At 60.0% G+C, this 21,776-nt stretch carries 14 protein-coding genes and 8 pseudogenes; 13 read left to right on the top strand and 9 right to left on the bottom strand.

The features are described 5' to 3' along the window. Nucleotides 1-31 precede the first annotated feature (31 nt). From dnaG to JCM25143_RS18210, 9 genes and pseudogenes are all read left to right on the top strand, one after another. Nucleotides 32-1,878 (top strand): annotated as a pseudogene (gene dnaG / locus JCM25143_RS18220) (DNA primase). Between the two features lie 121 nt (nt 1,879-1,999). Continuing rightward, nucleotides 2,000-3,150, top strand: a pseudogene (locus JCM25143_RS25215) (RNA polymerase sigma factor region1.1 domain-containing protein). Further along, nucleotides 3,144-3,317: a hypothetical protein gene (locus tag JCM25143_RS25210; protein ID WP_369347366.1), complete on the top strand. Its 174-nt coding sequence runs from the start codon at nt 3,144-3,146 to the stop codon at nt 3,315-3,317. Before JCM25143_RS25215 ends, JCM25143_RS25210 begins: the two are co-directional and overlap by 7 nt. After that, entirely contained in the window at nt 3,314-4,000 is a 687-nt protein-coding gene (rpoD, locus tag JCM25143_RS25205) for an RNA polymerase sigma factor RpoD (RefSeq protein WP_369347367.1), read from the top strand. Before JCM25143_RS25210 ends, rpoD begins: the two co-directional genes overlap by 4 nt. 28 nt (nt 4,001-4,028) lie before the next feature. Beyond that, on the top strand, nt 4,029-4,568 hold the full coding sequence (locus JCM25143_RS08855; RefSeq protein ID WP_234395141.1) for a GNAT family protein: 540 nt from the start codon (nt 4,029-4,031) through the stop codon (nt 4,566-4,568). A gap of 179 nt (nt 4,569-4,747) precedes the next feature. Beyond that, entirely contained in the window at nt 4,748-5,194 is a 447-nt protein-coding gene (rpsF, locus tag JCM25143_RS08850; RefSeq protein ID WP_025860844.1) for a 30S ribosomal protein S6, read from the top strand. A gap of 5 nt (nt 5,195-5,199) precedes the next feature. After that, the gene (rpsR, locus tag JCM25143_RS08845; protein ID WP_025860843.1) at nt 5,200-5,475 is read left to right on the top strand and encodes a 30S ribosomal protein S18; all 276 of its coding nucleotides are present in this window, start codon (nt 5,200-5,202) and stop codon (nt 5,473-5,475) included. Nucleotides 5,476-5,487: 12 nt separating this feature from the next. Continuing rightward, nucleotides 5,488-6,075: a 50S ribosomal protein L9 gene (gene rplI / locus JCM25143_RS08840; protein WP_025860841.1), complete on the top strand. Its 588-nt coding sequence runs from the start codon at nt 5,488-5,490 to the stop codon at nt 6,073-6,075. Between the two features lie 375 nt (nt 6,076-6,450). Then, a pseudogene (locus tag JCM25143_RS18210) lies at nt 6,451-7,661 on the top strand (class I SAM-dependent methyltransferase). Between the two features lie 20 nt (nt 7,662-7,681). Here JCM25143_RS18210 and JCM25143_RS08825 read toward each other — a convergent pair. From JCM25143_RS08825 to JCM25143_RS18190, 6 genes and pseudogenes are all read right to left on the bottom strand, one after another. Then, nucleotides 7,682-8,704, bottom strand: coding sequence for a sulfite exporter TauE/SafE family protein (locus JCM25143_RS08825; RefSeq protein ID WP_025860840.1), 1,023 nt, complete (start codon nt 8,702-8,704; stop codon nt 7,682-7,684). A gap of 53 nt (nt 8,705-8,757) precedes the next feature. Then, nucleotides 8,758-9,679: pseudogene (rsmA, locus tag JCM25143_RS18205) on the bottom strand (16S rRNA (adenine(1518)-N(6)/adenine(1519)-N(6))-dimethyltransferase RsmA). Next, a complete protein-coding gene (locus JCM25143_RS08815; protein ID WP_025860839.1) occupies nt 9,594-10,940 on the bottom strand; it encodes a peptidylprolyl isomerase in 1,347 nt (448 codons plus the stop codon). The pseudogene rsmA and the gene JCM25143_RS08815 overlap by 86 nt, the downstream one beginning before the upstream one ends. Before the next feature lie 81 nt (nt 10,941-11,021). Next, nucleotides 11,022-13,407 (bottom strand): annotated as a pseudogene (locus JCM25143_RS18200) (LPS-assembly protein LptD). Next, nucleotides 13,365-14,472: pseudogene (gene lptG / locus JCM25143_RS18195) on the bottom strand (LPS export ABC transporter permease LptG). The pseudogenes JCM25143_RS18200 and lptG overlap by 43 nt, the downstream one beginning before the upstream one ends. 169 nt (nt 14,473-14,641) lie before the next feature. Continuing rightward, nucleotides 14,642-16,319, bottom strand: a pseudogene (locus JCM25143_RS18190) (porin). Nucleotides 16,320-16,952: 633 nt separating this feature from the next. On the opposite strand from JCM25143_RS18190, the gene JCM25143_RS23895 reads away from it, so the two are divergent. Then, nucleotides 16,953-17,423 (top strand): GntR family transcriptional regulator, encoded by a 471-nt coding sequence (locus JCM25143_RS23895; protein ID WP_234395140.1) that lies wholly within the window; start codon nt 16,953-16,955, stop codon nt 17,421-17,423. Beyond that, a complete protein-coding gene (locus tag JCM25143_RS23890) occupies nt 17,366-17,623 on the top strand; it encodes an FCD domain-containing protein (RefSeq protein WP_234395139.1) in 258 nt (85 codons plus the stop codon). The genes JCM25143_RS23895 and JCM25143_RS23890 overlap by 58 nt, the downstream gene beginning before the upstream one ends. A 44-nt stretch (nt 17,624-17,667) precedes the next feature. Here the strand turns inward: JCM25143_RS23890 and minE are convergent, their stop codons facing one another. The 3 genes and pseudogenes from minE to minC all read right to left on the bottom strand — a co-directional run bounded on the left by minE (nt 17,668) and on the right by minC (nt 19,611). Continuing rightward, on the bottom strand, nt 17,668-17,949 hold the full coding sequence (minE, locus tag JCM25143_RS08790) for a cell division topological specificity factor MinE (RefSeq protein ID WP_025860837.1): 282 nt from the start codon (nt 17,947-17,949) through the stop codon (nt 17,668-17,670). Then, nucleotides 17,946-18,760, bottom strand: a pseudogene (minD, locus tag JCM25143_RS18180) (septum site-determining protein MinD). The gene minE and the pseudogene minD overlap by 4 nt, the downstream one beginning before the upstream one ends. Nucleotides 18,761-18,918: 158 nt before the next feature. Next, a complete protein-coding gene (gene minC, locus JCM25143_RS08780) occupies nt 18,919-19,611 on the bottom strand; it encodes a septum site-determining protein MinC (RefSeq protein WP_051543132.1) in 693 nt (230 codons plus the stop codon). Nucleotides 19,612-19,891: 280 nt separating this feature from the next. On the opposite strand from minC, the gene JCM25143_RS08775 reads away from it, so the two are divergent. Continuing rightward, nucleotides 19,892-20,560 carry a glutathione S-transferase family protein gene (locus JCM25143_RS08775; RefSeq protein WP_025860835.1) on the top strand — a complete coding sequence of 223 codons (669 nt, stop codon included), beginning with the start codon at nt 19,892-19,894 and terminating at the stop codon, nt 20,558-20,560. A 78-nt stretch (nt 20,561-20,638) separates the two neighbouring features. Next, nucleotides 20,639-21,776, top strand: a 1,138-nt coding sequence (locus JCM25143_RS08770; RefSeq protein ID WP_051543134.1) for a BaiN/RdsA family NAD(P)/FAD-dependent oxidoreductase, incomplete at its 3' end; no start/stop codon positions are given.

Genomic DNA, 21,776 nt, shown 5'->3' with positions numbered 1-21,776 from the left:
CGGGTAACAGGCGGGCAGGGAGCGGTGTTGTATGGCTATTGACGCCGGTTTTCTTGACGAGCTGCGCGCCCGCACACCCATAACCTCGGTTATTGGGCGGCGGGTCAAACTCACCCGCTCTGGCCGAAACTGGAAAGGGTGCTGCCCTTTCCATGGCGAGAAAACGCCCTCTTTTTATGTTTACGACGATCACTTCCACTGCTTTGGCTGCGGCGTGCATGGCGATGTGATCTCCTTTGTCATGCAGAGCGAGGGGCGGAGCTTTCCAGAGGCGGTAGAGGAATTGGCCTCGGCTGCCGGGCTGGAAGTGCCTGCCCAGACGCGCGAAAGCCGCGAGGCCGTGGTGCATGCACGCTCGCTGGAAGATGTGCTCAACGCCACGCAGGCTCTGTGGGCGCAGGCCCTCTACCAGCCCGAAGGCCGGGCCGGGCTGGACTACCTGCTGGGCCGGGGGCTGACGCGCGAAACCATTGCCTCTTTCGGGTTGGGCTGGGCCGGTGAGGGACGCGGCGCATTGGCGGCGGTTCTGGAGCGTGAGGGGATAACCCCAGTCCAGATGGCAGAAGCCGGGCTGATGCGGCTCGATGAGGACGGTCGGCCCAAGGGGGAACTGTTCTGGGGCCGCGTTACGTTTCCCATTCGCGACCGCAAGGGACGGCTGGTGTCGTTTGGCGGGCGTATTCTGGGTGATGGCCAGCCCAAATACCTGAACGGGCCGGAAACGGCGCTGTTTTCAAAACGGCGGCTTCTGTTCGGGCTGGATCGGGCGCGGGCGGCCATACGCGCGCCACGGCCCAAAGGTGTATCCGCCCCGGATCTGGTGGTGGTGGAAGGGTACATGGATGTCATTGCCCTGCATCAGGCCGGTTTTACGGGGGCTGTAGCGCCACTTGGCACGGCGCTGACGCCCGAGCAGCTTGAGGTGCTGTGGCAGGTCGATCGTGCGCCTATTCTGTGTTTCGATGGGGATGCCGCCGGGCGGCGTGCAGCGGTCAAGGCAGCGCAGACCGCATTGCCTCTGCTCAAGGCGGATCATACGCTGCGCTTCTGCCTGCTGCCCGAGGGAGAAGACCCTGACAGCCTCGTGCGTGGGCGAGGTGCGCAGGCGGTGGCGGGGCTGTTTGGGGGCGCGCGGGGTCTGTCCGATGTGCTGTTCGACCTGCTGGCGGGGGGTATGGTGCAGCCCGGCCCGGAGGAACGTGCGGCCCTGCGCCATAAGCTGACCGAAAGTGCGGCCCTGATTGCGGACAAGGCGCTGGCCTCGGAATATCGCCGCACCCTGCTGGATCATTTTTTTACCCGTTTCAGAAGCAGCGGGCGGGGAAAAGGCGGTGGTGCACCGGGGGGACGGGGCGGGGCTGGCAGACCGAGGCCGGGCCCACCACATTTGTCCTACTGGATCAGACGCGTGAGCGGCATCGTCTGCTGCTGAGCGTGCTGCTGCGGTATCCGGCTTTGGTGCCTGATGTGGAGGAAGCTCTGTGCAGGCTCGATCTTGCTGCGGATTTTGCCGCCGTACGCGCCGCATTGCTGGATTTTTCGGCGGAAGGTATACAGCCCGCCAGCGCCGCAGCGCTATGGACATGGGTGACGCAGAACGATCTGGAGGAAACCATTCGCGCTTTCATGCGTGAAGAAGACGGGTATGCCGCACGGTCGGATGATGTGATGGACCCGGCGCAGCTTGTGTCTGCAAGGACACAGTGGTGGCATTTTTACGGGTTGCTGGATCGGGCGCGGTTCGAGGCCGAAGTCGAACGCGATATTGCCAGCTTTACTGAAAAAAACGGCGATGCCGATCAGTGGACGCGGCTTCAGGCCCGGCTGGAAGCACGCGAGCGCCTGAGGCGCGGCAGCCTCGACGATACGGAATTTTAGCACGGACAGGAAATGTTCTGGGGCGTGTTCCCCTTGACTTGCGGCGCAGGATATCCCACCTCCTGCCCGCGCTGGAACGTGAGTGGTACATGGTAAACTGGTCGTTCTGCATTCAGGCGGGATGTGGGCGCGGAGGAGCAGGTCTGGTATGGCGACAAAAACGGCATCGACAAACGCGGCGCAAGAGCAGGATGGCGATACCAGCCTGCTGGACACGCAGTCCTCATCAGTAAAGAAGCTGATTGCCAAGGGGCGTGAACGCGGGTGCATCACGTTTGATGAACTCAATGCTGTTCTGCCTCAGGACAAGATGTCGTCTGAACAGATCGAGGACATCATGGCTCTGCTGTCCGAGATGGGCATTCAGGTTGTCGAGAGCGAGGATACCGACGAGGCCGAAAGCCCCAAGGAGTCCGAAGCTGATGACGAGGCAGAAGAGGAAGAAGCCGAGGCCGAGGCCGACGGCGAAAGCCCCACAGGTAATGTAAACGCGGAAAGCGTTGGGCGTACCGATGACCCCGTGCGGATGTATCTGCGCGAGATGGGCACGGTTGAACTGCTCTCGCGCGAAGGCGAAATCGCCATCGCCAAGCGGATCGAAGCCGGACGTGACGAAATGATCGGCGGTCTGTGCGAAAGCCCGCTGACCTTCCGCGCCATCATCTCCTGGCATGAAAGAATTCTGAGCAGCGAAATGCTGCTGCGCGACATCGTTGACCTTGAAGCCATGCAGAATGGTGGCAACCCGCCGGAGGACGGCGAGGGGGCTGAAGGCGAGTTTGCCGAGTCTGAAAACGAGGCCGAGGAAACCGAAGAGCAGGAATCCGAAGGCGATATCGAAGGCGAGGGCAGCGGCCTGTCGCTTTCCGCGCTGGAAGAAAAACTCCGCCCTGAAATTCTGGCGCATTTCGAAGAAATCGGCCCGCTTTACGAACAGCTTCGCAAGCTACAGGTCACGCGTATTGAGGCTCTGACCTCGGGCGAGGATGTGGGCGGTACGTTCGAGAAAGACTACGCGATTCTGCGCGACAAGCTGGTGAGCAAGGTTGAGCAGGTTCACCTGCACAACAACCGGATCGAAGACTGGTGGCCCAGCTTAAGGAAATGTTCCAGAAGCTGAACGTGTTCGAAGGGCGCATGCTGCGTCTGGCGGAAAGCTGCCGCGTCTCGCGTGATGACTTCCTGATGAAGTATCGCGGTCGCGAACTTGATCCGGGCTGGATGGAGGCCGTGGCCGCCTGCCGGGGCGTTCATGGAAAAACTTCGTGCTAAAGCACACCGATACGGTTAACGACCTGCGCGCGCAGGTAGCCGCACTGGCGCAGGAAACCGGCCTGCCGATTGGCGAGTTCCGCCGCGTTTATGCCACCGTGGCCCGTGGCGAGCGTGATTCAGCCCGCGCCAAAAAGGAAATGATCGAGGCCAACCTGCGTTGGTGATTTCGATCGCCAAAAAATATACCAACCGTGGCCTGCAGTTCCTTGACCTTATTCAGGAAGGCAATATCGGCCTGATGAAGGCCGTGGACAAATTCGAATACCGCCGCGGCTACAAGTTCTCCACCTATGCCACGTGGTGGATCAGGCAGGCCATAACCCGCTCCATTGCGGATCAGGCACGCACGATCCGTATCCCCGTGCATATGATCGAGACCATCAACAAGCTGGTGCGTACCTCGCGGCAGATGCTGCACGAGATCGGGCGTGAGCCCGCGCCGGAAGAACTAGCCGAAAAGCTGGGTATGCCGCTTGAAAAAGTGCGCAAGGTTCTCAAGATCGCCAAGGAGCCGATCTCCCTTGAAACCCCGATCGGGGATGAGGAAGACAGCCATCTGGGTGACTTCATCGAGGATAAATCGGCAGTCATTCCGCTGGATGCGGCTATCCAGACCAACCTGCGCGAAGCTACGACGCGGGTTCTGGCCTCGCTCACCCCGCGTGAAGAGCGTGTGCTGCGTATGCGCTTTGGTATCGGCATGAACACCGACCATACGCTTGAGGAAGTCGGGCAGCAGTTCAACGTTACGCGTGAGCGTATTCGCCAGATTGAAGCCAAGGCCCTGCGTAAGCTCAAACATCCGAGCCGCAGTCGCAAGCTGCGCTCCTTCCTGGATGATAATTGATCCATCAGGAATAGAACCAGTCACGCGCATGCGGGTGGGTATCACCTTCATGCGCATGACCATGGCGCCACGCGCCCCGCGCCTTTTGTTGCCGGATGGCTGGGTGCTTGAGCATGGTGTGCATCTCAGCGTTGCGGATTACCGCTATCTGCAGGACCGAGTAGGGCGCTCATGCTGCTGGTGGATGCGGCAGGCGGCCTCCGATGAAATGCTTGCCCGTGTTCTGGCCCAGCGCGGCACGGCTATCGGGCTTTTGCGCGAATGCAGTGTGGTACGTGGGTTTTACGAGCTGGACCGGCGCGACCCCGAGGATGTGAACCTGTGCTATTTCGGCCTGTTCCCGCAGGCTATTGGCAGAGGGGTAGGGCGTGCTTTTCTTGATGGCGTCCTGCGTGAGGCATGGCGCGGGCGCACACGGCAGGTGCGGGTGAACACCAGCACGGCGGACCATCCACGCGCCAGACAGCTTTACCAGCAGGCGGGCTTTCGGCCCGTGCGGCAGGTTGAGGAAATGTGGAGTGTGCCAGACAGGCTCGGGCTCGATATTCCGCAGCATCTGCGCGTCTGATCCCGTTTTTTCTTGCTTTTCCCCCGGGGGCGTGGTTGAAGCTGCCCTTTCCCTGCCGGGCATGTGGCATTGCCCGGCTATACCCGCAGCTTTTCTGCCAGTCCATGGACTGCGCAGGCAGCACCGAAAGCCGGAAGGGTCCGGTTCGGGCAGGTTGATTTGATCCGAAGGGAGTGAACATGCCGCTTTACGAAACCGTGTTTATTGCACGGAATGATATTTCCCAGCAGCAGGTCGATGCGATTGTCGACGGCATCACCGCTCAGGTTGAAGCCGATGGCGGCGCTGTCCGCAAGCGCGAATACTGGGGCCTGCGTAGCCTTGCTTACCGCATCAAGAAGAACCGCAAGGGTCACTACACCCTTCTGGGTCTGGAAGTGCGTTCGGAGCTGCTCAAGGAAATCGAACGCCAGCTTTCCCTGAACGAAGACGTGCTGCGCATGATGGCGCTGCGCGTGGAAAGCATTGACGAAGCGCCCTCACCGGTTCTGTCCCGCAAGGGTGAAGACCGTGGCGAGCGCAGCTTCCGTGGTCCCAAGCCGGCCGGTGGCCGTTTTGAGAGCGGTCGTGGCCGTCGTGGCGGCGAAGATCGTCCGCTTGAGTCAGCCGACAACGGAGCGGAGTAAGCGCTATGTCTGAATCCATGGAAATCAACCCCGCCGCTCGTCGCCCCGCTGTTGGCGCGCGTCGTCCGTTCTATCGTCGTCGCAAGTCCTGCCCGTTCTCCGGCCCCAACGCGCCGGCGATCGACTACAAGGACGTGCGTCTGCTCAGCCGCTTCCTGTCCGAACGTGGCAAGATCGTGCCGAGCCGTATCACTGCGGTTTCCGCCAAGAAGCAGCGTGAGCTGGCGCAGGCTATCAAGCGCGCCCGCTTCATGGCTCTGCTTCCCTATGTCGTAAGCTGAGGGGAACCGATCATGGCTGCTACAGAAGTAATCCTGCTCCAGCGCGTTGAGCATCTGGGTCAGATGGGTGAAGTGGTTAAGGTGCGTCCTGGTTACGCCCGTAACTTCCTTCTGCCTCAGGGCAAGGCCATTCGCGCCAATGCGGGCAACCTTGCCCGTTTCGAGCGTGAACGCGTCCAGCTTGAAGCGCAGAACATCAAGAACCGCGAAGAAGCCGAACGTCTGTCCGAACGGATGGATGGTCTGGCCGTTGTCCTGATCCGTCAGGCCGGTGACAGCGGGAGCCTGTATGGGTCCGTCAGCACGCGCGACGTTGCGCAGGTTGTTACGGAAGCGGGCTTCAGCATCGACCGTCAGCAGGTTTCGCTGGCTCACCCCATCAAGTCCCTTGGGCTGTATGCGGTGAAGGTGGCGTTGCATCCTGAAGTTGTGGTGTCGGTCACCGTTAACGTGGCACGTTCGGAAGAAGAAGCCGAACGTCAGGCACGTGGCGAAGCTGCTACCCCGGAAGAAGAAGCGACTCTCGCTGGCGATGAAGCCTTCATTGAAGGTGAAATCGTTGACGAAGACGCCGAAGACGCGCAGGGCGACGCCGCCTGAACAGGCGGCTTTCCTGCACGGAACCGGAAAAGAGGGCGGAGTAATCCGCCCTCTTTTTTTATCTGCTGCATCGTTCGAGAATAAAGAACAGGGCATGCAGATAAGGAAATAGCCTGAGGCACCTCCTGCCGGGCTCACCTTTTCAAACATCGCCGCATGGACTGCTGTGAGCGCGTATATGCTTATCGCTTCGGCATGAGGCATAGAGCCGTGGCGTATTTCGTTTTTTATGCGGCCGTGCTGATCAGAACCGTTATGGCGGGTTGGGCCATGACATGGCTGCTCTATAAAAGACAGTGTCCTTTTTTCGTGCCACTTTTCTGTTCTCTGGCTTATGCTCGTTCAAGTTTGCCAGTGTAAGAAAAGGAATGTGTATTGAAACACCTTCTGGACATGGTCTTACGACAGTTTGTTTCTTATGGTTGTCTGTCCGTTTACTGGCCAGATGGCAGTTTCAGCCAGTATCAGGCAGTAAGCCGGGGCCGCAGGCCGCTCTCAGGCTGAAAGATACCCATGCCGAGCGTGCCCTGCTGCTCAATCCGGGGCTGGGTGTGGGCGAAGCCTATATGGAGGACAGCCTGCAACCGGTGGATTGCACGCTGTATGATCTGCTCCAGTTACTGATGCTCAACGCCATGGAGCCTGCGGGCCATGTGAGCGAACGTCTGGCTTCTGCCCTGCGTTATGTCCGGCGCGGCTGGATACAGTTCAACCCTGCTGCCCGTTCAAAGCAGAATGTCGCGCATCATTATGATCTGGGTAACAGCCTCTACCAGTTGTTTCTGGATAAGGACTGGCAGTATTCCTGCGCCTATTTCCGCTACGGAACCGAAACCCTCGATGAAGCGCAGGAAGCCAAGAAGCAGCATATCGCGGCCAAGCTGCTTCTCGATAGGCCGGGGCTGGAGGTGCTCGATATCGGGTGCGGTTGGGGCGGCATGGCTCTGACCCTAGCCCGTGATTATGGAGCGGTGGTGACGGGTATCACCCTGTCCGAAGAGCAGTTGGCCTTTGCGCGCGAGCGCGCGCGGCAGGAGGGGCTTGAAGGACAGGTGCGGTTTGAACTGCTCGATTACCGGCATCTGACGCGGCAGTTTGACAGGATTGTATCTGTCGGCATGTTTGAGCATGTCGGGGTTGGGCATTATGGCCAGTTTTTCGATGTCGTGAAAAACAGCCTCAAGCCCGATGGGGTTGCACTGGTTCATTCCATAGGTCGCAATGACGGGCCGGGCACAACCAATCCGTGGATCAATAAGTATATTTTCCCCGGTGGCTATTCTCCGGCCCTGAGCGAGGTCTTGCCCGCAATTGAACAGGCAGGGCTATGGGTTACGGATTGCGAGGTTCTACGCCTGCATTATGCGAAAACAATCGCCTGCTGGCGCGAACGCTTTGCTGCCCGCAGGCAGGAGGCCGTAGCCCTGTATGATGAGCGTTTTGCCCGGATGTTCGAGTTTTATCTTACAGCATCGGAACTGGCATTTCGGGTGCAGGGGCACATGAACTTCCAGTTGCAGCTTTCTCCATCGCTTGAGGCCGTACCACTAACGCGGGATTACATAGCTGTGGCGGAAAGGGAGTAAGTCTGAGAAAGGCCGTGTGTTCAGGTCTTTATCGTGTGTGAAAGACCACGGGTGATGTAAATGCCCCGTTTCATCGACACATGCAGCACGGAAGCACGGTACCAGTAACCACGTTGGCCGGGTACCCTGCCGGTATTGAAGGCAGGGTGTGTGTGTTTGAGTTCGATTTCCCTGTTGGGCTCAAAGGCAACGGAGTAGATATGGGTACGCCAGCCCATGCTGGCGGAAACGACTGAGTGGGTAGCATTCAGCGTTGTATGCACGTGATCCTGCCGGATAACCTGCTGCCCGGCCATGACCAGCATGGCTGCCCCGGCAGCGCAGGCCGCCGCATGGCCAATGGAGCGGAACACCTCCTCATTGACCAGATGCAGCCAGAACCGCACCAACAGAGTGGCGGCCACACCCGCAAGTGCGACAACGGCACCGGCCAGCAATACCTGCTGGTTCAGCAGGCCATAGGCGGCGTAAAGGCCGATCTTGGTCAGGTGCAGCAGAATGTCGTTGGCGGCGCGTGTAGCAATAATGGCTTCCTTGCGGAGCCCCAGACGGTGGTAAAAGGCGTTGAACAGCAGCCCGACCGCCCCGGTAAACCCAGAAATAAAGCCCGCCAGCAGCCCTATGACGGGGAGAAAGCGCATAGAAACAGCGGGAGGTGCTACCGTGTTTTCGGCTGTTTGTGGCGGTGTGGCGGTACCCGGCTTTTTGCGACGCAGCAGCAGTGGCAGGTTGCCGAGCAGGAACAGGCCCAGTAGCAGGTCGAGATACACAGGCTGCATCAGGCTGAGCATCCACACGCCAAGCCACGCGCCGGGCAGGCTGGCGGGCACGAAGTAGCACACCACACGCCAGTTGATGGCACGGAAGAATGTGGCGATGCGGGTGGCTGAACTAACAGCCGTGCCAAGGGACAGGGCCGCGGGGATCTGCTCTGGTGCGAGCAGCATACCCAGAACCGGCATGACAATCAGTCCTGCGCCGCCGCCTGAAACTGTGCTGAGACTGAAAGCCAGCAGGGCGATGACAAAAAGCAGGACGATCATATCAGGCAGGACTCCTTGGTGCGAAAGTCCGGTAACGCGAAAGAGAGGCTTTTCTAAGGCTGGCCAGCAAGGGTCCGCCATGCACGGGCCAACCGATCGAACTCATCGATCGTCAGGGTTTCCGCCCGACGTGTTCCGTCTATCTCTGCACGTTCAAGCAGAGCGTTGCCTTTAAGGCCCTTCAGGGCACCACGCAGCATTTTACGGCGTTGGCCGAAGGCCGCGGCTGTAACCTGCTCCATGGCGCGGAAAAGAGCCGGATCGGGCTGGGATTTATGGGGGGTGATGCTCGCTACGGCGGACCAGACCGCAGGCGGAGGCGAAAACGCGCCGGGTGGCAGTTTCATGACAATGGCGCAGTCTGCGCACCATTGGCTGAGCACGGCCAGTCGCCCGTAATGTTCGCTGTCAGGAGCGGCGCAGATACGCTCGGCCACCTCAAGCTGGAACATAAGTCAGGCGTTCCCATTCTGCTCCCTGACGCAACCAGCCGACCAGCAGCGGGGTGGCGACATTATAGGGCAGGTTGGCGACAATCTGCCTTGGGGCGGGGCTGAGGGTTGTCAGGTCTTTTTTGAGTGCATCAGCCTGTATGATGTCGAGCCGCTGGGGGAAGGCCGTGGCCAGTTCCTCGATAACCGCGACCGCGCGCGGGTCCAGTTCCACCGCATAGACATGGCTTGCGCCGGTTGCCAGCAGGGCGCGTGTCAGCCCGCCAGGGCCGGGGCCAACCTCAACCACATGGCGGCCATCCAGCGTGCCAGCCAGTGCCGCGATATGTTCGGTAATACCGGGATCCAGCAGAAAGTGCTGGCCCAGCGCCTTGCGGGCATCCAGACCATGGCGGCGGATGACATCGGCAAGGCTTTCCAGTGCAGCGGACAGGAGATTACGTTCCCTTGAGCTTGACGCGCATATCGATAATGGCGCGGCGGTGCAGGTCGCTGTCGAGCTGGCGGGCGGCCTGTTCGACACGTTCATTCATGAGCTGATCCGCGATTTCGCTGGGTGAGCGGTCGGAAAAGTTCTTTTCCTTTTTGTCGCATACCATCAGCAGGTCGATCCCGTCACGTGAGACCATCGGACGCGAGACTTTGTTCAGCGGCAGGTTGGCCAGCACGGACTGCATCTGCGGGTTCAGGCGCTCAAGCGGCAGTTCACCGGGGTCGCTCGGGCGTTTTTCGCCTTCAGCCTTGTTCAGCCGCTCCATATCCGCGCAGTTGTTGGCGCTCTGCGACAGGTGCAGGGCTTTCTGGAGGGTTGCCTGCTGCTGCGGGGTGACGTGCTGGGGGTCAAGCAGGGTATCGAAGGGCAGAAACACCTGACGGGCGGAAATCACATGCCCGATTTCCTTGCCGACCGTGCGCTTGCCGTTGAGCGTGACGATCAGGAAGCCACCGGGCACGGTAATCGGGTTGGAGACAGCCCCCACGCCCACAGGCATCTGCCGGACGATGTTAACAACCGCCGGGTCGAGCTCATCTTCCTGCACCCAGCCCATAGACCCGCCATCAAGCGCTGTCTGGCTTTGTGAGAACTGTGCCGCAACGATGGGGAAGGGGGCTCCCTTGCGCAGTTCCTGAATGATGGTGTTGGTGAAGTCCAACTCATCCTCAGCGTGGCGAGGGTCTTCAACTTTGACGAAAATTTCGCCAATTTCGTATTCGGTGCGGCCTTCCTCACGCTGGAGGGCGGCCTGACGCTGGGCGATATCCTTGGCCGCAACGCGCGAACGCTGCCCAAGCTCCTGACGCAGCACCTGTATCCAGCCGATCTGTACCCGGATCTGGTCGATCAGCGTTGTCAGCGAAACGCCGTCCTTGGCCAGATGTGCCCGCAGGGCCCCTTCAGGCATGCCATTACGGCGCTCGATATTGCTGATGGCGGAAGCAATCTGGTCAAGCGGCACATTGATATGGCGGCTGAGGATTTCCTGCGTGCGCAGTCGCTCATCAATCAGCTGGCGGATGATCTGCGGGCGCAGGCGATCCATCAACTCGGGCGAGAGCGGCAGGCCGGTGGACAGGGCGAAGAGCTTGCCTCGGTTATCCACATCGCGTCGGGTCAGGGGAACGCTGTTAACGACCGCGACAATGGAGTTGTCCGGCTTGGGCGCGGCCTTGGCTGCGGCATCGCCATGCGGCTCCTGCGCGTCAGGGGCGGCATGGGCCGTCGCCAGAGGAGCCGACAGGGCAGCCATGGCGTAGCAGGCCAAGGTAAGGGAACGCAGGCGCATACGGAACGGTCTTTCAGCTTTCTGCCAGATCAGGCGCGGTTATACCTGATAACGGAGGCCGCGACATTTTTGAAGCAGTTCTTATTTGACACCGAAGGAGCCAAGGGACTTGAGACTGAGCGTGACAAGATAGGTCGAGTAACGCTGTACGCCGCCAATGGAGGTGTATTGCTTGAGATACATGAAGTCGATGCCAAAGCAGTCATTGCCGTAACCGGCGGTTACACCGTTGGTAACAAACTGCTGCCGCGAGAGGCTGCGGCGCGAGAAGATCGAGGCATGCCAGTTAGACCAGTATACCGATACGCCGCCACTGATTTCGCTTGTGCGGGTAGTGTACAGCTTGTTCAGGTTGTTCGTGCGGTAGTCCGTGGCGTAGTAGTAATAGGGTGTGATGGGTTCCCAGATATAACCGCCGTTGAGCCGCAGATGCGGGACATTGACGTTAAACAGTGCATCGCCAAAATCGACCTGCGATGAGTAGGGATTGTAGCGCATGCGCGATGTGAACGAGAAATACTCGCTGGGCGCTACGCGCGCGCGCGCCACGACATCAGATACATGGTGGTCCAGCCCGGAATAGGGCAGGCGGTCATGCTCCACATGTTCCTGAAAACTCTGCCCGGCCAGCAGGTCCACTTCGTGCCCGTTCCATGTCCAGTTGGCATGTACGCCCACATTGGCGCGCAGCCCGCCATCCAGCCTGTCTGTGCCCTGATAGCGGTTGAGCGAGAACAGGTTGAATCCGTGAATTCGTAGGCAAAGCTGTCTTCATTGGGCAGGCCGTCATCCGCACCGTTGCCGGTGTTGGGGGCGTAAATGCCCTGCACAATGGGTTCAAGCAACTGAGTGCCGCGCCCGTGTTCGAACGAACGGACAAAAGGCCAGTTTGTTTTCAGCGCGATGGTGGGCAGCACCATGCCCGAGATCATGCCGTGGCCTGTAGAGCGGGAATAGTAATTGGGAAGCTGATACAGCTTGGATCCCCGGTAGAGCGTGGAATCCAGACGCAGGGTGAGCAGGAACTGCTCGCCCGATTTGGTATGGAAGGGGCGATCCCAGTTGAGCTGCAATTCGCCACGCTGGTCTGTGGCACCGATGGTACGACGGACGTAGAAATCCGTTGTGTTGACACTCAGCCTGCCGCCAAGGGCATCTGGCTGGCCAACAAAGCTGTATGTATAGCGCGGGAGAGCGGCAGGCAGGTCCGAGTTGTGGATGACGCCCTGATTGAGGCCCTGATAGTACTGCGCATCCAGCCTGCTGTAAGCGCCGGTGCCGAAGCCTTCCAGAAAGGCGTTCGAATTGAGCATTTCGCTCCCGTAGCCCTGTACGCGGTAGTCACGCATGTAGTTGGCGGAGGTGGCGAGGTTGATATTGGCGCCAGCGCGCCAGTAACTGTTGATATTGAACAGGCCACGGGCAAAAATATGCCCCTGCATACCATGGGGGTCACCACTATTGACCTTGTTGCCAAAGCCGTTCGTGTAATTGATGGCGTTGTGGGTATCGTAGGCGAAACCACCCCGGATATTGAGCGAGCCGAAATTCAGTGCCCGTCGGTAAATGCCGCTGAGCTGTGGGCCCGTTGCGGTTGAGAACAGGCCCTGAACGGTCAGGTCTGACTCGTCGTTGATGACCCAGTAATACGGGATGGTGAAATAGGTGCCCAGATAACTGTCATGCGGGGTGATACCGGGCATGAGAAAGCCGCTCTGCCGTTTGGCGGAGGGGTCCGGCATGGAAAAGAAGGGCATGTAGAAAACCGGGATACCCAGAATATCGACATAGGTATCGCGGAAATCGAGCTTGGAGTGTTCGATATCCTGTGTCGCGCCATAAGCGCGGAACTGCCAGAACGGTGCGCGTGTTTTGTCCTTGGCGCAGATTTCGCACGCGGTGTAGATCACCCGGCTCATGTCGTTGACCTTGCCGTCCGTGCGTCTCAGCCGTTTGCGGCAATTTTCACGTTATCAGCCATGTTGGCGTAAACATGCAGCATGACGCCGTTGCGCATGCCGCCGCTGAGTTCGGCATATTGTGCATACAGTACCGACCCATCGGACTGGACGGTGGCCACGTTTCCGCGTGCGGTGACAATGCCCGTATCGCGGTCGTAAACGATCTGATCTGCTCTTAAAACGCGTTCATCCTGCCAGACCTGCACATTGCCGGACCATGTGACGGTGTGGTCGGTGTCGTTGTAATCGACCTTGTCGGACTGGAAGGTGGCGGGCGCATCGGACGAGCTATGTGTGTCCGCGTCGAAATGGATCTGCTGCGGGCGGAACTGTGCCCAGGCCGCGGTGGGGCGGAGCAGTACGGTACAGGCAATGATACTGCCCAGAGCGGTAGCCGCACTCAGGCTGGCCCGACGGCAGGGGCGGCTTGCGCGGGGTAAGGGCCAGAGCGCCAGGGACAAAATCAGCCATCCTCCAGATGTAAAAGCAGGGCGATCGCAAGGCATAGCCTGCTACGGCGGGAACCCACGCAGCAAGAACGGGCGGCAGCACACCTGACTTGCCGAACTGTTCCGCGACCTTGGATACCGTGAAAAGCAGAAAACCGGCGGCAACGCCAGAGCCGATCATACGGGCGACCCCGCCATGGCGTGATGGTCGCATGGAAAAGCCAGCCGCGACAAGGCACATGGTGCCGCTGAGCACGGGCAACGCCAGCAGGGACTGAAAGTGGATACGGTGGCGGATGGAGGAGAATCCAGAGCGGTCCAGTAGAGTAATGAAGCTTGGCAGCGCCCAGACGGATAATGTGTCAGGCGAGGCAAAGCTCTCCTGCACCCGGTTGACGGTCAGGTCTGTCGGCAGAACCGTGCGCCCGATATAAGTAGGCAATTCGTTGGGCAGCACCCGGGATGCTTTGTCCAGAACCCAGAACCCATGATCGAGATAGCCTGTAGGGGCTTCGATTCGGGAAATCAGTTCGTTGTTCTGATCCAGCCTGAGCACACTGATATTGCCAATATGCAGGGCCGTATTGTGGAACTGCACACTGCGCGCATGCAGGATAGCAATGCCGTGGGGTGTAGTCTGGTCGGACTGGCGGAGCCATAGCGAGCCACCAGCAATGCTCAGAGGCCCGTCATCCGAGCGCAGATAGCGCTGGTCGAGCTTTTCCGCCCATGAATACATGATGGAAGACAGGGGAGAGACCACCGTTGTGGCCAATACCCCGAGCAGAATAGCGCAGCCCAGTGGCGCGGTCAGGAACTGCCAGACTGAAATACCTGCCGCGCGCGCCACAACCAGTTCGGATGAGCGGGTCAGCCGCCAGAAGCACAAGACCCCGCCCAGAAGGGTCGCGAAGGGCAGGATGATGATGGTGAAATACGGGAGATGCAGGGCCGCGATTTCCGCCGCGACCGAAGCGCCCGCATTAGGGTGGGCAGAGGCACGACGCAGCAGGTCGAGAAAGTCGAAAAGGCCTACCATCCCGTGAGCGAAGCCAGCATGAGCAGCACCGACAGCACGAACTGCTTTGCGATATAACGCGATAGGGTAAAGGCCACAGTCATGCGGCTACAGGCGGCCCGCTAGGCAGGAGACTGCAAGAGCGTAACAACGCTTGATCCCGCTAGTGGCGGAGCCATGGACGCAGGTGCGGGGCGAGTGAACAGTCATGCAACCGTTACTTACCTCACCCCGCAATGGAACAACAGCCCCGTGTGTAATCAGCTATCGGTTTTAGAACAGCAGGATCACACCGGCTGAGGCGGTATCATCGCTTTCGGAGCTGCCGTTATGGGAATCTGACGAGGTATGGGCGTATTCACCCACCAGATTGAGCCAGTCGGTCAGGTGGTAATAGGCTGCCCCAATAACGGACTGGTTGCGCCGCACCAGATAGGCCGGATCGACCATCTGCGCTTCGCCGGATGCAAGATAGAGGTTGCTCACCCCGTAACTGCCGACCAGCTTGAGGCGCTCCGTCACGTTATAGGCGGCCTGCACGTAATAGCCTTCAGAATCGCGCTTGCTGCCATTGGCGCTACGCCATCGAAGAACAGACCCGTGGTGCCCAGGCCGCTGCCGCGATAGTAGTAGGCAACACCTTCAAAGCCCTTATAGCTCACTTTGGCACCGATATCGCCTGCTTCAACCATGGCGGCATGATGCGTGCCGGTTGGGGTCGAGGTGCCGTTGTCGAGATATTGCAGGTTCTGCTGATGCTGGATCAAGAAGCTGGCCCAGATCTTGGCCTTGACCTCGCCAAACGTCGCCTCATACGTGACCTTGCCCTGAATCATGGGCGAGGAATGCTGCGTGGAGGACGCGGAGTATGAGGTGCTGTCGGCATTGGAGCCCGCATACTGGAATTCGTCCAGAGGCTGGAAAACACCTACGCTGGCCTGCACCCCTGCAATTTTTGGCGTGGTGTAGGTAATCTGCGGAATCCAGTCGGCATAGACATAGCCTACGCCGATACGGCCCAGAGAGGTATTGCCCGGAGCCGAGTTGCTGCCGGTGGCCCCCACGCTGAGCAGGGTCGCATCGTTCAGGATGGCGTCGCCGCCGAACAGGCCGAGGTCACGCCCGACCTTGAACGTACCCACATGGCTGTTGCCGAACGTGACGTAAATCTGACGGAAATCGATGCCCGGTGTGCCAAGCCCAACCGGACTGCCGCCGGTATTGGCATTGAAAGCCCCGTTCTTGGCGTTGTTCATGCCCGGATACATGCCCAGAACCGCGTCGATATCCCAGCCCTGCTGCTGGGTGCTGAGCTTGAGGATCAGCCCCGCAGGCAACAGGCCGTTACGCACGCCCGAGGAATCAAAGCCTGAGCTGCCAGTAGAAACGCCGCCAGCAATGGCCGGGCCGCCGCCGGGGCTGTTGAAGGTATAAAACCCGTTGATAAAGCCCGACAGGTTGATGTCTATCGGCCCGGTTTTAAAGGTCAGCCCCTTGCCGGGCACATATTTGGCCACGCGCACGAAGTTGCCCTGATTCATGCGTCCAGTGCCTGCTGGGCAGAACGGGCGCTGGCTTCCGCACGGGTGGCGGCATCTTCCGCGCGGGAGGAGGAGGCGACTTCGGGAGCACCCTCAAACCGGATGCCGGGCTCATACCCATTGCTGACACCGTGAGCCGCCGCATGGCTGGCAGCCTGCTGTCCGGCATGGGCATGCGCAGCCGTGGGGCGGGCAGCACGGGGGGCGGCATCCTGCTCGGCAGCGGTGTGGCGGACATGCTTGCTCAGCAGGGTGCTGTATTCGTGTTGGGTCAGGCTGCCTTTGGCACGCAGAACATCCAGCAGGTCGCTATAGTCATCGGCCATGGCATGGCGGGCCAAAGTATATGGGAGACTGGCCACTGATGCGGCCATGACAGTAGCAACCAGTGTCTTTTTTCTTGATGCCATTGAAGTCCGCGCTCCCAATCCATTGAAATTGCTCTGTGAGAGACAAGGCTTCCTGCCGTCAATACGTGCCGTGTTGAACTGGCGGTGTGTTCATGCCGGCTGCAGGGAAAGGGGGAGGAGGGAGATGCCTCGGCCAAGGGATATGTCGTTGGAAAAAGAGACTAAGTTATTACATCCGCCCGACCGGTGTGGGTGTCTGGCGTTTTTGTATCGGTATTGTAAAAACCTGAGACTTGCCAAAAGGGAAATTAAATATTTCTGAGAAATTTCCGCATTTTTGCGTGGCTTTCGGGGTGGTTCGTGGCGGTGGCGTGGTCTGCTTTTTGGCTGTGAGCGGCAGGCCGTTTGCTCGTAAGGCCGGGGTGTTGGCGTGGGTGTGCTCTCACGAAGTTTTTATTGCAACCCAATCGAGGCGAGCACGGAATAAATGCACAGCGGGAGGCTTTCTGGCGCAATCCTGTGTGATTCCATGTTGGTGTCGGGTTCCCTCATGGCGGAATTTTGATAGAGTCGGAACCAGTGCGGTGGCGGCACCATGGCTGGTGGTTTTTCCGGCTAAACAGTGGCGCGCCGGATTTTGTATCACGGACGAACAGAGCGGACGGCTTACGCGCAATGAGAGCAGGCTCTATTTTGGTAACACCAGATCATTCACGCCCTGAGGGGCGCGGTGCGCTGGCTGCATACGCCTACCAGCAGATCAGAGATCAGCTCATTTACTGCCACTATCAGGGGGGGGAGCGGCTGGTGCTGCGGCCTCTGGCAGCGGCCTTGGGCCTTAGCCCGACACCCGTGCGCGAGGCGCTGCTGCGTCTTATTTCCGAGCAGGCGCTGGAGCTGGATGATCGCAACACTGCCTGTGTGCCGGTAACGGCGCGCGAGGTCTTTCTCGAAATTCATGGCGTGCGGGGCGATCTGGAAGAGCGCATCACGCGGGAACTGGCGACCCATGTTACCGCAGATGAAATCGCGGTCATGCGGGCAAAGCACCATGATTTCATTCTGGCTTACGAGGCGGGCAGCCACATGCGGCGGCGGTGGCCAATGTGGTTTTTCACAGCACGACGGCACGGTTTTCGCGGCGTCTGCTTACGGTCGGGCTGATCCGTGGCCTGTGGGCGCGCATGGGGCCGGTTTACGCCGCCACCAACTGCCTGCCGCCCACAACGCCAGCAGACCCGGACCACCCGCATCTGCGGCTGATCGCAGCATTTGAGCAGCGCGACCCAGAGGCGGCGGTGGAAGCGCTGAGGGAGGATTTCATGCAGGCGCGCGTATGGCTGGAGCCATTGCTGCCAGCCTGAAAAACCTTTTGGCCCGGCCCATGATTGGGGCCGGGCCAAAAAGCTTAGTCTTTTTTGGCAACCCGGTCCGTCAGGCCCGGAACTTCCACGTCAATTTCCAGCACCGAACACTGTGCCCCGCGATCCATCTTGATCTGCACCTTGTCCTGATCGACGGAGATATGGCGCTTGATCACTTCCATGATCTCGCGGTGCAGCTTGGCCAGCAGGTCATCCTGATTGCCGCCATCCACGGACATACGTTCGTGAGCCAGCAGGATCTGCAACCGGTCCCGGGCGATGGGTGCGGAGGAGCGTTTGTTGAACAGGTTGGAGAGAAAACTCATGCGGCTCTCCATTTGAACAGCCAGTCGAGCAGACCGCGCCGCTCGGTGGGGATGGTGATCTTGATGTCCTCACCCATCAGGCGGCGGGCGGCTTCCATATAGGCTCCGGCTGCGGCGCTGTTGGGTTCGGCAATGGTAACAGGCGCGCCAAGGTTGGACGCCTTGAGCACATCCGGGCTTTCGGGAACAATGCCCAGCAGCGGAATGGACAGGATTTCCAGAACGTCGTCCGTGCCCAGCATGTCGCCCGATGCCGCGCGCTGCGGGTCATAACGGGTCAGCAGCAGGTGCTTGGGCATTTTTTCGCCCGCGCGGGCCTTTTCCGTGGTGCTGTCCAGCATGCCGATAATGCGGTCGCTGTCACGCACGGAGGACACTTCGGGGTTGGTCACGATCACGGCCATGTCTGCATGGTGCATGGCCATCTGTGCGCCGCGCTCGATCCCCGCAGGGCTGTCGCAGATCACCCAGTCGAACTTCTCGCGCAGTTGTTCGATAATTTTGGCCACCCCTTCTGCCGTCAGGGCATCCTTGTCGCGCGTCTGCGATGCGGGCAGGAGGGAGAGGGTCTCAATCCGCTTGTCCTTGATCAGCGCCTGAGCGAGATTGGCATCGCCTGAATGACGTTGATCAGGTCGAACACCACGCGCCGTTCGGCCCCCATGATGAGGTCGAGGTTACGCAGGCCAACATCAAAATCTACCAGAACCACGCTCTGCCCGGTTTTGGCCAGAGCCGCCCCGAGAGCTGCTGTTGTAGTGGTCTTGCCGACGCCACCCTTGCCTGACGTGACGACGAGAACCTTTGCCATCGGTGTTCCTTTTCTTACAGGTCATGCCGCCGGAGCCCTTTGGCGCGGTCATACGGCGACATTAGCTGGTTGCATTAGAAAATGTAACTTTGAATTTTTCGTTTACAGCGGGCTTTTTTTTGCCATTTTCCACAAGATTGTGGCGCTGGCATGTTCCGTCAGCCGGGCAGGGCGCGGAACACCAGCCTTTCTCCCTCAAGCAGGATTTGCGCGGGGCCGCTGGCACAGGCCGGGTCCATTTCCTCGGCGGTGGCGTAAAACCCGTCTATGGCCACCAGTTCCGCATCTAGCGCCTTGGTAAACACCCGCGAGGAGCCACGCCCCCCAATGCCCGCCACGGCGCGGCCACGCAGGGCGCCGTAGATGTGGATGGACCCCCCGGCGGACACTTCGGCCCCTGAGGCCACGGCTCCGAGCACCACCACATCGCCTTCAGGCCAGATAACCTGCTGGCCTGAGCGGATGCTTTCTTCCACAACAAGGGTTACGGGGTGGTTAGCGTTTTTGCTCTGGTTGGTCGGATCGGCATCGGTGGAGGATGCGTTTTCGCGCGTTTGTGTGGGCGGTGTGCGGGCGGAGGCCGGGCTTTCGGGCCATTCCCACCCTGTTGTGGCGGGCCAGTCGCGGCTGCCGCCTTCAATCCCGATAATACGGATGCCGCGCTGCTTCAGGTCATCCGGCAGGGTGGACAGGCCGGGCGTGTCAGCCTGCACCATGCTCAGATCCACAATGACGGGTTTGCCCGCGAAAAACCCGACCGAACGCGCGATCTGCTGATCGAGCGCGCTCAGCCAGTCCGTCAGGGGTGATTCCGGGGTCAGGGTCAGAGCCACGAACGTGCGTCCAGACATGCGGATGCGCGGGAGGGGTGCTGATGGGCCAGCCGAGGATGTGCCAGACAAGGAAATACCGCCGCTCTCAAAATCAGGTGGTCAACAATTAGGGACAGCGCGCAAGAGCCAGGGCGGGATTCCTCCGCGCTGGCTTGCTGGTGTGTACCTGTTTTTACGCATTGGCGACTTGGCAGGCCGAAGGCAAGCGCTTTATGCCGCCAGACACAATCGCGGCAGTTTTTGGCGGGCTGTGTTTTCCCTCTGGCGTGGGGGCGGGCAATGGCATAAACGAAAGCGTATGCGTACACTCCTGCATTTTCCTATATCTCCGGCTAGCCGAACCGTGCGTCTGGTGCTCGGTGAAAAGCGTCTGCCGTTTGAACCGGTGATCGAACGCGCCTGGGAACAGCGCCCGGAACTGCTCGCCATCAACCCGGCGGGGGATGTGCCCGTGCTGATCGAGGATAACGGGCTGATTGTGCCGTCCGCCTCCGTCATCTGCGAATACCTTGAAGAAGCCTATGCCGATACGCCCCTGCTTGGCCGCACGCTGGCGGAGCGGGTGGAGGTGCGCCGGGTTGCAAACTGGTTCGATGCACTATTCGCGCGTGAAGTGTCTGGCCGGTTTATTGATGAGCGGGTGATGAAGCGGCTGAGCGGACGCGGCAACCCAGATGGCGGGGCCCTGCGCGAAGCCTATGCCTCCATGCGCCCGCTGATGCGCTACGCCAATGAACTGGCGGAAAACCGTAACTGGCTGGGCGGCGGTTTTCTGTCGCTGGCGGATTTTACGGCAGCCGCCCATCTGTCCTGCATGGATTTTATTGGCGACATAGACTGGGCGCGTGTGCCCGCTCTGCGTGACTGGTATGCCCGCATGAAGTCACGCCCCTGTTTCCGCCCCCTGCTGGCGGATCGTATTTCCGGTATTACCCCCCCCGAATACTACACCAATCTGGATTTTTAAGAATTATGAACGGACTTTCTGGCACGGCTGCGGCCGTGCAGGATGTGATCGTTGTCGGGGGGGGGCGCTGCGGGCCTCATGACAGCGCTTGTCGCGGGCAGGCGCGGCCTGCGGGTGAGTGTGCTGGAGCACGGGGCAGAGGTTGGGCGTAAAATCCTGATTTCAGGCGGTGGGCGCTGCAATTTTACCAATACAGACATGCGCGCCGAATGCTTTCTTTCGAGTAATCGGCATTTTGTCAAATCCGCCATCAGCCGTTACCGGCCGGAACATTTTCTGGCCCTGGTGAAGCAGCATGGCATTGCCTGGCATGAAAAAAAGCTCGGCCAGCTTTTTTGCGACAACTCCGCCTCCGACATCGTGCGGATGCTACTGGAAGAATGCCGCGCAGCACATGTGCGGATTGTAACCGGCGTGCGGGTGAGTGGTGTCAGCAAGGCGGATCACTTCACGGTGCAGACATCGGCTGGCACGATGCATGCGCGCTCTCTGGTGCTGGCCAGTGGCGGGCTGTCCATTCCCAAGCTGGGGGCGAGCAGCTTTGCTTATGATGTAGCGCGCCAGTTCGGCTTGCCGGTCATTACGCCTGAGCCCGCGCTGGTGCCGCTGGTTTTCGGTCGGGAAGAGGATGCGTGGCTGCGCACGCTGGCCGGGGCGTCGCTGCCGGTACGCGCTTCGTGCGGCAAGGTAGCGTTTGAAGAAGCGCTGCTGTTTACGCATCGGGGGCTTTCCGGCCCGGCTTTGTTGCAGATTTCCTCTTTCTGGCGCGCGGGGCAGCCGATCTCGCTGGATCTGGTGCCGGGGCAGGATATGGGCGCGGCTCTGGCGCGGTTGAAAAAAACCGGTGTGCGTACACAGGCTCCCGCCACCATGGGGCGCTGGCTGCCGCAACGTCTGGCGCAGGCGCTCAGTGCCCATTACGTGCCGGAAAAGCTGCATGGCAGGCCACTGGCCGAATGGGCGGATAAGGATGTAGCGGCACTGGCCCGGCATCTCGGCCATATGGCGCTTACCCCTACCGGCACCGAAGGCTTTGCCAAGGCAGAGGTTACGCGCGGTGGTGTAGATACGCGCGCCCTGTCCTCCCGCACGATGGAAGCGACCACGGTGCCCGGCCTGTATGTGGTGGGCGAGGCGGTTGATGTTACCGGCTGGCTGGGTGGCTATAATTTCCATTGGGCATGGGCCAGCGGCCATGCGGCGGGCGAGGCCGTGG

This window comes from Acetobacter papayae JCM 25143, from assembly GCF_000613285.1.
Taxonomy (GTDB): domain Bacteria; phylum Pseudomonadota; class Alphaproteobacteria; order Acetobacterales; family Acetobacteraceae; genus Acetobacter; species Acetobacter papayae.
This window is presented reverse-complemented; position numbering and strand designations above follow the sequence as displayed.